The organism is Nonomuraea cypriaca, assembly GCF_015645445.1.
Classification (GTDB): Bacteria; Actinomycetota; Actinomycetes; order Streptosporangiales; family Streptosporangiaceae; genus Nonomuraea; species Nonomuraea cypriaca.
Window position 1 is genome coordinate 1 of sequence record NZ_JADOGI010000041.1, and the last position, 14,394, is coordinate 14,394.

General features: G+C 72.5%; 12 protein-coding genes and 1 pseudogene. 7 read left to right on the forward strand and 6 right to left on the reverse strand.

Going from position 1 to position 14,394, the window contains the following annotated elements:
• Window positions 1–66: 66 nt before the first annotated feature.
• Window positions 67–879, forward strand: coding sequence for an IclR family transcriptional regulator domain-containing protein (locus ITP53_RS15880; protein WP_328814672.1), 813 nt, complete (start codon window positions 67–69; stop codon window positions 877–879).
• Window positions 880–1,251: 372 nt separating this feature from the next.
• Window positions 1,252–2,748, forward strand: a complete 1,497-nt coding sequence (locus ITP53_RS15885) for an alkaline phosphatase PhoX (protein WP_195896160.1) — start codon at window positions 1,252–1,254, stop codon at window positions 2,746–2,748.
• Window positions 2,749–2,886: 138 nt separating this feature from the next.
• Here ITP53_RS15885 and ITP53_RS15890 read toward each other — a convergent pair whose 3' ends face one another.
• Window positions 2,887–3,219 (reverse strand): YnfA family protein, encoded by a 333-nt coding sequence (locus ITP53_RS15890; RefSeq protein ID WP_195896161.1) that lies wholly within the window; start codon window positions 3,217–3,219, stop codon window positions 2,887–2,889.
• Window positions 3,220–3,366: 147 nt separating this feature from the next.
• Between ITP53_RS15890 and ITP53_RS15895 the strand changes: the two genes are divergently transcribed.
• Window positions 3,367–5,604, forward strand: a complete 2,238-nt coding sequence (locus ITP53_RS15895) for a SpoIIE family protein phosphatase (protein ID WP_328814643.1) — start codon at window positions 3,367–3,369, stop codon at window positions 5,602–5,604.
• A 109-nt stretch (window positions 5,605–5,713) separates the two neighbouring features.
• Here the strand turns inward: ITP53_RS15895 and ITP53_RS15900 are convergent, their stop codons facing one another.
• From ITP53_RS15900 to ITP53_RS15910, 3 genes are all read right to left on the reverse strand, one after another.
• Window positions 5,714–6,073, reverse strand: a complete 360-nt coding sequence (locus ITP53_RS15900; RefSeq protein WP_195896162.1) for a hypothetical protein — start codon at window positions 6,071–6,073, stop codon at window positions 5,714–5,716.
• Between the two features lie 98 nt (window positions 6,074–6,171).
• Entirely contained in the window at window positions 6,172–6,336 is a 165-nt protein-coding gene (locus ITP53_RS15905; protein WP_195896163.1) for a hypothetical protein, read from the reverse strand.
• An 83-nt stretch (window positions 6,337–6,419) separates the two neighbouring features.
• Window positions 6,420–7,130, reverse strand: coding sequence for an IclR family transcriptional regulator (locus ITP53_RS15910; protein WP_195896164.1), 711 nt, complete (start codon window positions 7,128–7,130; stop codon window positions 6,420–6,422).
• Between the two features lie 89 nt (window positions 7,131–7,219).
• Here ITP53_RS15910 and ITP53_RS15915 point away from each other — a divergent pair, with 89 nt between their 5' ends.
• From ITP53_RS15915 to ITP53_RS15925, 4 genes and pseudogenes are all read left to right on the forward strand, one after another.
• Window positions 7,220–8,359 (forward strand): pyridoxal-phosphate-dependent aminotransferase family protein, encoded by a 1,140-nt coding sequence (locus tag ITP53_RS15915; RefSeq protein WP_328814646.1) that lies wholly within the window; start codon window positions 7,220–7,222, stop codon window positions 8,357–8,359.
• 86 nt (window positions 8,360–8,445) lie between these two features.
• Window positions 8,446–10,109: pseudogene (locus tag ITP53_RS57475) on the forward strand (FAD-linked oxidase C-terminal domain-containing protein); the annotation flags it as partial.
• Between the two features lie 60 nt (window positions 10,110–10,169).
• The gene (locus ITP53_RS57480) at window positions 10,170–11,129 is read left to right on the forward strand and encodes a (Fe-S)-binding protein (RefSeq protein WP_236050860.1); all 960 of its coding nucleotides are present in this window, start codon (window positions 10,170–10,172) and stop codon (window positions 11,127–11,129) included.
• Window positions 11,130–11,155: 26 nt separating this feature from the next.
• On the forward strand, window positions 11,156–12,586 hold the full coding sequence (locus ITP53_RS15925; protein WP_195896166.1) for an SLC13 family permease: 1,431 nt from the start codon (window positions 11,156–11,158) through the stop codon (window positions 12,584–12,586).
• A gap of 1 nt (window position 12,587) precedes the next feature.
• Here ITP53_RS15925 and ITP53_RS60275 read toward each other — a convergent pair whose 3' ends face one another.
• Together ITP53_RS60275 and ITP53_RS15935 are read right to left on the reverse strand one after the other, a co-directional pair.
• A complete protein-coding gene (locus tag ITP53_RS60275; RefSeq protein WP_195896167.1) occupies window positions 12,588–13,196 on the reverse strand; it encodes a RyR domain-containing protein in 609 nt (202 codons plus the stop codon).
• Window positions 13,084–14,286, reverse strand: coding sequence for an NAD-binding protein (locus tag ITP53_RS15935; RefSeq protein WP_195896168.1), 1,203 nt, complete (start codon window positions 14,284–14,286; stop codon window positions 13,084–13,086). The genes ITP53_RS60275 and ITP53_RS15935 overlap by 113 nt, the downstream gene beginning before the upstream one ends.
• Between the last annotated feature and the right edge of the window lie 108 nt (window positions 14,287–14,394).

Consider the following 14,394-nt stretch of genomic DNA (forward strand, 5'->3'; position numbering starts at 1 on the left):
CCCCCACCCCACCCACACGATGTGGCCGTGGACGCCTCACCGCCGCCCCGCCCGCGCGAGGCGGTTGTGGACGCATCGCCGGCCGCCAAGAAGGAGCTCGGGGCCGGTTACCTGCAGTCGCTTGCTCGGGGCCTGGCCGTGCTGGTGGCACTCGGCCGCCCCGGCGGGGCCACGCTGGCCGGCGCCGCCCGGGCCACCGGACTGCCGCGGGCGACCGCACGGCGGGCGGTCCAGACCCTCGAACGGCTGGGGTACGTGGCCGCCGACGGCCCCCGCTTCGTCCTGCTGCCCAAGGTCCTGGAGCTCGGGTACGCCCACCTGTCGGGACGCACGTTCCGCGCGGTCGTGCAGCCGCATCTTGCGGACCTGGTCGCCCGCGTGCACGAGTCGGCCTCGGTCGCCGTGTTGTCCGGTGACGACATCGTGTACCTGGCACGCGTGCCCACACGACGCATCATGAGCGTCGACATCACCGTCGGCACCCGTTTCCCCGCGTACGCGACCGCGATGGGCCGGGTGCTCCTCGCCGGCCTGCCCGACGAGCCGCAGAACGGCATCGTCTCCCCGCCGCTGACCAGCCACACCATCACCTCCCCGGCCGAGCTGCGGGCCGCGGTCCGGCAGGCCGCCGCCGACGGCTACGCCGTGGTCGACCAGGAGCTCGAGGAAGGCGTACGGTCGATCGCGGTGCCCGTCCACGACCGCGCCGGCCGGGTGATCGCGGCCGTGAACGTCGCCACGCACGCCAGCCGCGCCACCCCCGCCGACCTTCGTGCCGACGTCCTGCCCGCGCTCAGGGAGGCCGCCGCCCGCATGGAGGCCGACCTGGCCTACGTCCTGGACCCCGCAAGCCCACCACCGGACCGCCTCCCCGGCTGAGCCGTGCGCGCGACCAGGCGGTTCGCCGGCCGAGGGGAGGCCGGGGTAGCAAGACCTTACCTTGGCGCTATTATTACTCTTCGCAGTCGAACGATTACAGTTTGTGTTGGCCGGGCTGACGGCCGACCCAGCAGGACGACACGGGCCTCGCCCGTCTCCGCACCGGTCACGTTCACCGTCGATCATCGCATCGGCCCGTGAAGACCGGGGCCGGTGAGCACGCCCCGCGCCCGCACGCCCATTGCGGGGCGTGCCCACCGGCATCATCCGTTGATCCATTTTGGGCCCTCTCGGGGCACGAGTCCGCGTTTACGCTGACGAAAGCATCCGTTCACCGTACGGACATGCGAACGTCCCGAGGGGAAGCACAGCATGACCGAGCTTGATCGACGATCCTTTCTCGGCCGCGGCCTGACCACCGCCGGAGGCGTCCTGGCCAGCGGCATCGCCATCGAGACCCTGACCGCCCACGCGTCCTGGGCCGACGCCGGCCGCCCCGCGGCGGACCCGCACCAGGTGGGGTACGGGCCGCTGCGCCGGACCCCCGCCAGGAACACCGGCGAGGAACTCCTCGCCCTGCCCGCCGGCTTCTCGTACGTCGTGCTTGGCCGGACCGGCACCCCCATGTCCGACGGCGTGGCCACCCCGATCGCCCACGACGGCATGGCCGCCTTCCCCGGCACCCGCCGCCACACCGCCCGTCTCATCCGCAACCACGAGGTCCGCACCACGCCCGGATCGCCGGTCGGCCGGGTCCACGTCGAGGGCTCGCGGCGCTACGACGAGCTGGGCGTCGCCGGCACCACGACCCTCGAGGTCGACCTGCGCAGCGGCGAGGTGTTACGCCACTTCGTCAGCCTCAACGGCACGATCGTCAACTGCGCGGGCGGCATGATGGCGCACCGGCGCGGCTGGCTGACGTGCGAGGAGACGACCGCGGGACCGAACCAGGGCTGGACGCGCAAGCACGGCTACATCTTCGAGGTGCCGCTTGACGGCCCCGAGCCCGGCAGGCCCGCCCCCTCGCAGCCGCTGACCGCGATGGGCCGCTTCTCCCACGAGGCGGTCGCGGTCGACCCCCGCACCGGATACGTCCACGAGACCGAGGACGAGTCCGGCAGGCCCGCGGGCTTCTACCGTTTCCGCCCCCGCGACCCGCGCGACCTGGCCGCCGGCGGCGTGCTGGAGATGCTCAAGGTCAAGGGCGCCCGCAACTACGACTGCCGCGAGGGGCAGAGGATGGGCGCCAGGCTGCCCGTCGAGTGGGTGACCATCGACGACCCCGACCCCGACCTGGAGAACGGCGCCCTGACCTGCACCGAGCAGGGCCTGGAGAAGGGCGGCGCGAAGTTCAACCGGCTCGAAGGCTGCTGGTACGGCGACGACAGTATCTTCTTCAACTCCACCAGCGGCGGCGACGCCAAGAACGGCGACGCGCCCGGCGCCGACGGCTACGTGGAGGGTTACGGCCAGGTCTGGCGCTACATCCCCGGCCGCCGCGACGGCGGAACACTGGTCCTGGTGTACGAGTCGCCGGGCCGCAAGGAGCTCGACTCGCCGGACAACCTGGTGTTCACCCCGCGCGGTGGCATCGTGTTGTGCGAGGACGACGCGGGCTCCGCCGACGCCGACCCCCATCCGCTGGCTCCCGGACTGGTCAACGTCAACCGGCTGATCGCGCTGGATCCGCGGCGGGGCGAGCCGTTCGAGTTCGCGGTCAACGTCGCCGACGACAGCGAGTTCGCCGGGGCCTGCTTCAGCCCGGACGGCTCGGTCCTGTTCGTCAACCAGCTCGGGAACACCGCCTCGCTGGATCCACCGGGACGCACCTACGCGATCCGCGGCCCCTGGCAACGCGGCCCGCTGTAACCCGCCCCCACTCACATCCCGGCCCGTCCGCATCCCGACCCGCCCGGGAGCGGGTCAGCGGGCGGGTCCCGGGTGACAGGCCGGATCGGTGCCGGGACCGGTCTGCGGCCGGGGATGGCCTGGGCAGCGCGGAGTGGGTCAGGGACGGGGAGTGTACATGATGACGAGTACGCCTGCGACGCAGATCAGGGCGCCGATGATGTCCCAGCGGTCGGGGCGGAACCCGTCGACGATCATTCCCCACGCCAGCGAGCCGGCCACGAACACGCCCCCGTAGGCGGCCAGGATCCTGCCGAAGTTCGGATCGGGCTGGAAGGTCGCGACGAAGCCGTACAGGCCGAGCGCGATGACGCCGGCGCCGATCCAGACGGCTCCGCGCTGCTCGCGTACGCCCTGCCAGACGAGCCACGCGCCGCCGATCTCGGCGAGGGCGGCCAGGGCGAACAGCAGGAGGGAGCGGAGGACCGTCATGTCGGACGACGGTAGCGGAGCGCCGTCCAGGGTGAGCAGGTTTGCAGTCTGTAAGAGGTTCGCTACATGCCTGCGGGTAGTGTGCCTGTATGCGAGGTTTCTGGACGAGATCGCACTCACGCCCGGTGAGTGAGGCGGGCTGAAGCGGTGCCGGAGCAAACCGCCTCGGCCCCGGGTTCGGCGAATGGCTCGTCCCGGCTGGACGACCTGCTGATCGAAGCCGTCACCGGCACCGGCGCGCACATCGGCGCGGCCTACCTCCTCGACGAGGACGGCCAGGTCCTGCGCATGGAAACGGAGCTGGGCCTGCCCGCCCCGATCGCGCTGGCGTTGGCCAGGATCAGGACGAACGACCCCATGCCGATCGCCGTGGCGGTGCGTGAGCAGCGCCTGATCTGGCTCTCCGGCCGGGAGGAACTCGCCCGTACGTTCCCGGCGGCGGCCCTGACCCTGCCGTACCACTTCGCCGTGGCCGTCTCCCCCATCTGCGCCGGCGCGGCCGTCTGGGGCGCGGTCCTGCTGCTGTGGCCGTCCGGGCTCGTCTGGCAGCTCACCCGGCACCAGTTCGACGTGATCAACGAGGCCTGCACCGAGATGGGGGACCTGCTCCGTGAGGGGGCCGAGCTGGGCCGGGCGATCAAACCGGGGCAGCGGCCGCGCATCCTGGACCCGTATCCCGTACGCAAGGCCGACCCGCGAGCGGACCTGGTCGCGCTCGACTGTCTCAACCGCCTGCCCGAGGGCTATTGCGCGCTGGACGTGGAAGGCCGGGTGACCCTGCTCACCGCGCCGGCCGCCGACCTGCTCGCCAGCTCCGCGTACGAGCTGCTTGGCGAGCGCCCGTGGCAGGCGCTGCCGTGGCTGGCCGACCCCGCCTGCGAAGACCGGTACCGCGCCGCGGTCGTCAGCCGCCAGGTCACCCACTTCACCGCCCGGCACCCGGACGGCCGCCTGCTGACCTTCCGGCTCTATCCCGGCCTGTCCGGCATCACCCTGCGCATCACCAGTGAGGGAGCCCGCGAGCAAGCCCACGAGAAGGCCGGTGGGGGAACCCGCGGAGAGACCGGTGAGCAAGCCCGCGAGGAGGTTGACGGAGAAGCCCGCGAGGAGGTTGACGGAGAAGCCCGTGGGGAGGCCCGCGAGGACGGCTACCCGGCGCCGGCTACCCCGGTCCCGGAGGATCCGCCGGCACGGGCGATGGCGTTGCACGAGATGCTGCACCTGGCGACCGCGCTCGCGCGGGCGGTGACCGCCCAGGAGGTGATCGACCTGGTCGCCGACCACGTCATGCCCGTCCACAACGTCCAGGCCCTGTCCATCCTCGCCATGAAGGGCGGCCGGATGCGGGTGCACGCCTCACGCGGCTACAGCAGACAGGCCCTGGAGCAGTTCGACGGCCGCCTCCCCTCCGCCAGGCACCCCATGTACGCCCGCGACCCGGCGTTCTTCTCCAACTGGGAGGAGCTGCGCCAGTCGCATCCCGGCGCGATCCGTTACGACAACCTGTCGGCCTGGGCATTCCTGCCGCTGGTCACCTCGGGCCGGCCGATCGGCACCTGCGTCCTCGCGTACGACCGCCCGCACCGCTTCAGCACCGACGAGCGCGCCACGCTGACCGCGCTCGCCGGGCTGATCGCGCAGGCGTTCGAGCGCGCCCGGCTCTACGACGCCAAGCAGTCGCTCGCCCAGTGCCTGCAGTCGAGCCTGCTGCCGCGTACGCTGCCGCAGGTCCCCGGGCTCGACCTGGCCGCGCGCTACCTGCCCGCCACCCCCGGGATGGACATCGGCGGCGACTTCTACGACCTCATCCGCCTGGACGACACCAAGGCCGCGGCCGTCATCGGCGACGTGCAGGGCCATGACGTGACCGCCGCGGCCCTCATGGGGCAGGTGCGTACCGCCATCCGCGCCCACGCCACCGCCGGGGCCAGCCCTGGCGAGGTGCTGACGCACACCAACCGGCTGCTCGCCGAGCTGGCACCCGACCGGTTCACGAGCTGCGTGTACATCAGCCTCGACCTGCGCACGCGCGCCGGCCGCATGGCCAGCGCCGGCCATCTGCCGCCGCTGCTCGGCCGCCCCGGCGCGGCCACCCAGGTCATCGACACGTCCCCCGGCCTGCTGCTCGGCATCGACCCGGACGCGGAGTACGCCACCTCCGACCTGGCCTTGCCGCCCGGCTCGGTCCTGACCCTCTACACCGACGGCCTGGTCGAGGTGCCCGGCCTGGACCTGGGTGAGGCGATCGCGCGCCTGGCCGGACGCTTCGCTCCCGCGCCCGGCCAGAACCTGCACGAACTCGCCGACTCACTCATCGAGCCGGCCGCACTGGAGCAGCGCTCCGACGACATCGCGGTGCTGCTGCTGCGTGGCTGCCGCGGTTAGTGCGTCGCCGCCGCGGTCAGCGTTGCGTGGCTATCTGCGGTAGGTGTTGCGTGGCCGCCGCAGTTAGCGTTGCGTGGCTACTGCGGTAGGTGTTGCTTGGCCGCCGCGGTCAGCGTACGGGCGACAGGCGCAGGACCGCCTTGCTGCCCGACAGCGACCTGATCCGGACGCCGATGTCGTTGACCGAGCCCGACGCGCTGCGGCCGAGCACCGCCTCGGACATCACGCCGGGAGCCGTGCCCTTCACGCGGACGATCTGCGAGTTGAACGTGATGGTCAGTCTGGTGATGCCGAAGCGCGGGCTGACCCGGAACGACGCCCGCTTGGTGAGAGTGAGATTGCACTTGCCGTCGTAGCAGGCCCGCAGGTTGGGGGCGGCCGTCGAGGCGGCGGCGGACGCGGGCGCGGCCACACCGCCGGCGGCGAGGGCCGAGCCGACTACCAGGGCGGTGGCGATCCTGTGCAGCATGATCCTCCGTACTGACTCCGTGTTGATCTCGCCGTTATTATCGGCGAATCGTCCCGGAACCGCCGTAGGAGGCCGGGAAACGGTGCGTGATCGTGATCTCACTCGATCGGTTCGGCCGCCGCGCCGAGCGCGGCCGCCCTGAGGCGTTCGATCCTGGCCTCGGCCCGGAGCAGCCGCTCCTCCAGCGTCGGCCCCTGCCGTTCCTCCAGGTCCGGCGCCTGCTCCGCCCGTTCGGCGGTCACCTGCTGTGTCGGTATCGTCATCGGCTTCCCCTCGTCACCCGCCATGGTCCCGGCGGCGGTGGTGAGCGTGGCGGCGATTCAAAAAACCCGGAAGTGTGCGGCGATCAGCCCAGGGACTCGCTCAGGGCGCGGGCCGCGAGGGTGACCAGCTTGCCGTACTCCACCCGCCGATCGTCCGGCATGCGGCTGGCCGGGGTGGAGACGCTCAGGCTCGCGACCGGGCCGTCCGGGCCCAGGACGGCCGCGGCGACGGCGGCGATGTCGGAGCGCCACTCGCCGCGGTTGTCCGCGTAGCCGCGCACGTGGACCGCCGCCAGCTCGGCGCGCAGCGCGTCCGGGTCGGTGATCGTGGTCTCCGTGTACGCGGGCAGCTCGGCGACCGGCCGGGACAGATGGGCGAGCACGGCCTTGCCGTTGGCCGAGGCGTGCAGCGGCAGCCTGATGCCGAGCGGCAGCACGATGCGCAGCGGCTTGTCGGTCTCCAGCCGTTCGATCAGCACCACCGCGTCACCCTCCGGGACCATCAGGTGGATCGTCTCGCCGGTGCGCTGACGCAGGTCCTCCATGACCGGCATGGCCGCGTCGCGCAGGCCGAACTCGGCCCGGCGGCCCACCTGCCGCGCCTTGCCGGTCACCTGCCAGCGCGTGAGCCCGCCCCCGGCGGGCCTGATCCAGCCCGCCTCGTACAGCGTCCGCAGCGAGCGCTGCACCGTGCTCTTGGGGAGGCCTAATCCGCGAGCCAGCTCGCCGACGCCGGCGGGCTGGCGGATGGCGACCTCTTCGAGCACCCGGAGGGCGTTGATCACGTTCCGCATGCATTGACTCCTCTGCGCGCCGATTTTAATGTTAATGAACCGCACCGCGGCACGCCGTGCCGTGTAATGGCACGGAGGTGTTCCAAAGCGTGGGCCGGCACTTTCTGCAGATTCCCGGGCCGACGAACGTTCCCGAACGGGTGCTGCGCGCCGTCGCCGCCCCCACGATCGACCACCGAGGGCCAGAGTTCGCCCGGCTGGCGACCGAGCTGCTGGAGCGGCTGAAGACCGTCTTCATGACCCGCCACCACGTGGTCGTCTACCCGTCGTCGGGGACGGGGGCCTGGGAGGCGGCGCTGGTCAACACGCTGTCGCCGGGCGACAAGGTGCTGGCGTTCGAGACCGGGCACTTCTCGACGCTGTGGTGCGAGATGGCGGCCAGGCTCGGGTTGGTGGTCGACCTGATACCTGGCGACTGGCGGCACGGCGCGGACCCCGGCCTGGTGGCCGAGCACCTCACGGGCGACGTCGCCGCCGTCATGGTGGTGCACAACGAGACCTCGACCGGCGTACGCAGCCGCGTCCCGGAGATCCGCGCCGCCCTCGACCGGGCCGGTCATCCGGCGCTGCTGCTGGTCGACACGATCTCGTCGCTGGGCTCGATGGACTACCGGCACGACGAGTGGGGCGTCGACGTGACCGTCGGCTGCTCGCAGAAGGGCCTCATGCTGCCGCCGGGCCTCGGCTTCAACGCGGTCGGCCCGAAGGCGCTGGCGCACCGGGGGCGGCTGCCGCGGTCGTACTGGGACTGGGAGCCGATCATCGCGGCCAACCGGCAGGGCTTCTTCCCGTATACACCCCCCACCAACCTGCTGTACGGGTTGCGCGAGGCGCTCGACATGCTGGAGGAGGAGGGCCTGCCGGCGGTCTTCGCCCGGCACGACCGGCACGCCGAGGCGACCCGGCGGGCCGTGCGCGCGTGGGGGCTGGAGGTGCTCTGCGCCGACGAGCGCGAATACTCCAGCTCGCTCACGGCGGTGCTGATGCCGGACGGGCACGACGCCGACGCGGTCCGGCGGCTGATCCTGGAGCGGTATGACATGTCGCTCGGCACCGGGCTCGGGCGGCTCGCGGGGCGCGTGTTCCGGATCGGGCATCTCGGCCACTTCAACGATCTCATGCTCGCGGGCACGCTGAGCGGGGTGGAGATGGGCCTCGCCGGGGCCGGGGTGCCGGTGAAGCAGGGCGGGGTGCGCGCGGCGCTGGCGTACCTGGAGGAGACCGGATGAGCCTGGCGAGGACCCTGTCACCGCTGCTCGGCGGCGAGGTACGGGACGACGCGTACACCCGCCATCTGTACGCGTCCGACGCCAGCATGTACGCGATCGAGCCGCTCGCGGTCGCCTTCCCCAGGCACGCCGACGACGTGCAGGCCCTGGTCGCGGCGTGTGGCGAGCTGGGGGTGCCGGTGCTGCCGCGCGGGGCGGGCACCAGCCTGGCCGGGCAGACGGTCGGCGCGGCGTGATCGTCGACTTCTCCCGGCACATGAACCGCATCCTGAAGATCGACGGCAGGTCCGCCCGGGTGCAGCCGGGAGTCGTGCAGGACCAGCTCAACCGGGCGGCGCGCAAGCACGGGCTGATGTTCGGCCCGGACACCTCGACCAGCGACCGCGCCACGATCGGCGGGATGATCGGCAACAACTCGGCGGGCAGCCACTCCGTGCGCTACGGGTCGACGGCCGACCACGTCGAGGCGCTGCGGGTGGTGCTCGCCGACGCCACCACCTCGGACCTGGTCTCCGACGCCCGGCTGAACGCGTCGGTGGCCGGCGTGCTGCGCGGGCTGGACCTGTCCGGGTTCCCGCGTTTCTGGCGGCACGCGGGCGGCTACCGCCTGGACCTCGCCGCCCGGGGAGAGCCGTCGCCGGATCTCACCAAGCTCATGGTGGGCTCGGAGGGCACGCTGGCCGTCGTCACCGAGGCCACGGTGGCGCTGGTGGAGCGCCCGAAGGCCAAGGCCATCGCGGTGGGCCACTTCACCTCCACGCCGGCCGCCGTCGCCGCCACCGCGGACGCCCTGTCCTTCGCCGCCGCCTCGGTCGAGCTCCTGGACCGGGCCATCCTCGACCTGTCCAGACAGCGCATCGGCTACGCCGCGCTCGGCGACCTCCTGGCGGGCGAGCCGGAGGCGCTGCTGTTCGTCGAGTTCTTCGGCGACACCCCGGCCGAGGTGGCCTGCCGGGTGGACGAACTGGCCGCCGTCTGGAAGTCGAACGGCCACGGCTACCACACGCTCCGGGCCGTCACCGCCGAGCAGCAGGCGGCCGTGCTCAAGGTACGCAAGGCCGGGCTCGGCCTGCTGATGGCCTCCAGCGTGGGCAGCCGAAGGCCGCTGGCGTTCGTGGAGGACACGGCCGTGCCTCCGGACCGGCTGCTGCCGTACGTCGAGGAGTTCGCGCGGGTCCTCGACCGTCACGGGCTGCGCGCCGGCTTCTACGGCCACTGCTCGGTCGGCTGCCTGCACGTACGCCCGTTCGTCGACCTGCGCGCGCCCGGCGAGATCGCCACGATGCGTACGGTCGCCGCGGAGATCGCCGAGCTGACCGCCAGGCACGGCGGCGTCAACTCCAGCGAGCACGGCGACGGCCTGGTCCGTTCGGAGTTCAACCGGCGGCTGTTCGGCGACGAGATCTACGAGGCGATGCGGGAGATCAAGCGGATCTTCGACCCGGACGGCCGGCTGAACCCCGGCAAGATCGTGGACGCGCCGCCGATGACCGAGCACCTGCGCGATCCGGCGCTGCCCGAGCCGCGCCCGCTGCGCACGACCCTGTCTTTCGCCGGCGGCATGCACGCCGCGGCCGACCGGTGCATGAACGTCGGGGTCTGCCGTAAGGAGGACTCGGGCGTCATGTGCCCCTCGTACATGGCCACCCGTGAGGAGGAGCACTCCACCCGCGGCCGGGCCAACGCCCTGGTCAAGGCGCTGTACTCGGACGATCCCCGGCAGGCGCTCGGCGACGACCGGCTGCACGGGATCCTCGACCTCTGCCTGGAGTGCAAGGCCTGCCAGTCGGAGTGCCCGCTCGGGGTGGACATGGCGGCGCTGAAGAGCGAGACCCTCCACCAGTACCACTCGGTCCACGGCGTGCCGCTGCGCGCGCGGCTGTTCGGCGCGATCAGGACGCTGAACCGGCTCGGCTCGGCCACCGCGCCGCTGTCGAACTGGCTGGCCGGCGCCGTACGCGGCCCGCTCGGCCTGAGCAGGCGCCGGCCGCTGCCCCGCTTCAGGCGCGACAACCTCGTGCGCTGGCACGCGCGCCGGCCCGGCTCGACGGGACGGGAGGTCATCCTGCTGGCCGACTCCTTCACCACCTACAGCGAGCCCGGCATCGGCCGCGCCGCCGTCGAGCTGCTGGAACGCGCGGGATACCGGGTGCGGCTGGCCGCCGAGGGCTGCTGCGGCCGCTCCAGCATCTCCAAGGGCCTGCTGGACCAGGCCAAGGCGATGGCCGCGGCGATGGTGGACCGCCTGGCCGCCACCGACGCGCCGATCGTCGGCCTGGAGCCGTCCTGCCTGCTCACCCTGAAGGACGAGTACGCCGCCCTGCTCCCCGGCGACCCCCGCGTCGCCGCCGTGGCAGCCCGCGCCAGGCTCATCCCCGAACTGCTCACTGAGGCCATCGACGACGGCTCGCTGGTGCTGGGCGAGGCGCTGCGCGGGCGCCGGATCCTGCTGCACGGCCACTGCCACGAGAAGGCCGTCGTCGGCACCGCGGCCACGCGGGCGCTGCTGTCCAGAATCCCGGGAGCGGAGGTGGAGGAGATCGACGCCGGCTGCTGCGGCATGGCCGGATCGTTCGGTTTCGAGGCCGAGCACTACGACCTGTCCATGAAGATCGGCGGCCTCCGGCTCTTCCCGGCGATCGCCGCATCCTCGCCCGACACCCTGCTCGCGGCCACGGGGGTCTCCTGCCGCCAGCAGGTCGCCCACGGTGCGGGACGCGCTGCCCGCCACCCGGTCGAGCTCGTCCATCAGGCGGCCGACCGGCCATAAACGCTCGGGGGAGATCGGAGTTAGCAGTGTCCGCAGAGCTCCTGTCCATTCTCGCCCTCGTCGCCATGTTCGTCGTCGCCACCATCTTCCCGGTGAACCTGGGAGCGCTGGCGCTCGTCGGCGCCTTCCTCGTCGGCACGCTGGCCGCGGGTATGAGCACCGACGACATCCTGGGGGCGTTCCCCGGCAGCCTGTTCGTGATCCTGGTCGGGGTCACGCTGCTGTTCGCGATCGCCACCAACAACGGGACGGTCGACTGGCTCGTACGTGCCGCCGTGCATCTGGTGCGGGGGCGGCTGGCCGCGATCCCGCCGGTGGTGTTCGCCATCTCGGCGTTGCTGACGGCCGTGGGCGCGCCGGCGCCCGCGGTGGCGGCGATCCTGGCGCCGATCGCGTTCGGGTTCGCGGCCGACTACCGCATCCACCCGCTGCTGATCGGGCTCATGGTCGCGCACGGCACCCAGGCGGGCGCGTTCTCGCCGATCAGCGTGCTGGGCGGGATCGTGAACGGCGTCCGGCGGGACGCGAACCTGCCGGGTGACGACCTGGTGCTGTTCGTGTCGAGCTTCGTGTTCAACGCGGCCGCGGCGGCGATCGTCTTCTTCGTCTTCGGCGGCCGCGAACTGCTGCGCCGCGGCGCCATCGCCCCTGCGGCCCCCGACCCCGGCGGCGTTCCCGAGAGCGTTCCCGACAGCGTTCCCGCGGGTGTTCCCGAGAGCGTTCCCGATGATGCTCGCGGCGTTCCCGTGGCGGCGGGCGGCGGCGGGTCCGTGGCCGGGGCGGAGTCCGGCGCGCCGGCGTCCGGGGGCACGGCCACCACCGAGGTCGCGTCCGGAACCGGCGGCGGCGGCCTCCGGCTGACCCCGCACCAGGCGCTGACGCTGGTCGGCATCCTCGCGCTCTGCCTGGCCGTGCTGGTGTTCCAGCTCGACGTCGGCCTGACCGCCGTCACCGTCGCCGTCGTGCTCTCCCTCACCTCCCCGCGGGTGAACAAGGGCGCCGTCGAACGGGTGGCCTGGCCGGCCGTGCTGCTGATCTGCGGCGTCGTCACCTACGTCGGCGTCCTGCAGGAGATCGGCACCATCGACTACGTCGGCGCGTCGGCGGCCGCGATCGGCATCCCGCTGCTGGTGGCGCTGCTCATCTGCTACGTGGGCGGCGTCGTGTCCGCCTTCGCCTCGACCGTGGGCATCCTGGGCGCGCTGGTGCCGCTGGCCGTGCCCCTGCTGGCGCAGGGCACCCTGGGCCCGATCGCGATGATCGCGGCGCTGTCGGTGTCGTCGGCCATCGTGGACGTCAGCCCGTTCTCCACGACCGGGGCGCTGCTCGTGGCCAACGTCAGGGGCATGCACAGGGACGAGTTCTACCGCAAGCTCCTCGCGTACGGCGCGGCGGTCGTCCTGGTCGGTCCGCTCGCGGCCTGGGCCGTCCTGGTGGCCCCCGGCTGGCTCGGCTGACTCACTGGTGATCCTTCGCCGGGGTGAGCCGTACGATGCGGAAGCCCGCGTCGGCGAGGACGTCGGGCAGGTTCCGCACGGTCGCCCGATCCTTGTCGCGGCTCTCCTCCGGCAGGGCGTTCCAGTCGAGGATGTCCGGATGCTGCTTGCGTTCCTCGTTCCGCTCAGGGCCGTGCGTCCACCCATGGCCGGTGTGGTGCTTCATCCAGCGCGCGTGCTCCATCCTGGCCAGCAGTTCCACCTCGGCGTCGCTGAACGGGAACGCCCCCGGCGCGTCCGTGCTCGGCGCGAGGACGCAACCGACCGCCCTGAGCTTGAGCCCGATGTCGGCGGCCTGCCGCCGGTTCTGCTCCTTCTTGGGCTCGGTGAGCTCGGCCCACGGGGTCATGGAGCCGTTCAGGCCGGGCAGGTCGCCGCGCCTGGCGGCGTCGAGGACGTACCTGTCGTGGATGGCCCGCGCGAGCCGCTCGATCAGGTCCTCGTCGATCAACTCCGGCTCACCCGCCTCCTCGATGACGGCGAAGACGCGCAGGGTGCCGGCCAGGTCCTCCATCAGCCGGGCCGCGCGGAACGCGTCGCCGAACGCCTTGCGCTGGTCGACGCGGACCACGACCGGCGATCCCGTCCAGAGCGCGGAGACGGTCAGCGTGGTCTTCAACGCCAGGTGCTCGTCGCGGTAGCAGACGAAGATCCGCTGAGGCGTCTCGTTCGCGCCTTCCAGCAGCTCGAACAGCCGCTCGGGCGGGGCGTCCTCCAGGGTCAGCGCGCAGGACTCGGCGACGAAAGGGATAGCGCCTGCACAGGGCGGCGCCCTCCCCCTTCGCCTCGGGGGCGATCACCCGGACGGGGAGCCGTACGCCGCCGTGCGGTACCCGCAGCCGCCACTGCCTGGCCAGCTCCACGAGCAGGGCCCCGCCGAACGACTCCAGCCCCAGCAGCAGCACCGGGCGCGGCTCGCGCAGCGGGTCGCGGGCCAGCAGCACGCGCACGGCGAGCTCGTCCAGGTTGAAGAAGTCGAGCCGGTGCTCGGGCCGCTCGGTCACGCCCAGCCGGCGCGCCCGCAGCGCGGCGCACAGCTCGGGGTCGGGCACGTGCGCGTAGGCGGCGACCGGCCGGGAACGGCGCAGGTTGTGCACGGTGGCCGCGATGGCGATATTGGCCGTCGCGTCGTCCTCGCAGGCGTAGACGACGTCGGCCCGCAGCACCCCGGCCGCGCGCAGCACGACGGCGTCCCTGGCGTCCCCCGTGACGTGGAAGACGTCCCGCGCGTGCGGCGGCGTGTGCGGGGTGCCGCCGACCACGACGACCTTGCGGCCGGCCTCGCGCAACCGCTGGGTGAGCGTCTGGCCGAGCGGCCCCGTCCCGCACACGATCGCGTGCCGCCGCGTCTCACGGGCCCTGACCTTGCGCAACTCGCTGCTCAGCAGCAGGCGTACGGCCTCGGCGAGGGCGTAGACCGTGACAGCGGGAGCGGCGAACCTGGCGAACTCCAGCGTCCACGGGAGCGGGCCGCCCTCGCCCAGCGGCTCACTGTCCATCACGAACAGCTGGAGCGCGTAGTAGACCAGGTCGAGCGAGGTGAGCTCGGTGCGGGCCGCCAGGTAGGTGTCCAGGCCGGCGTATCCGAGCACCAGAGCCGTCACCGCCAGGGCCCCGAACCCGATGAGGATGGGAGCCCGGACGGAGGGTGTCTCCTTCATCAAGCCCCGTTTCCCGCGCGCCGAGACCCCGTCGATGACTTATAGCCGGACGGGGACCGTTCGTTACGGCGGGTGCTCAGCGCGTGATGGCCGGGGGCACAGCGGGTG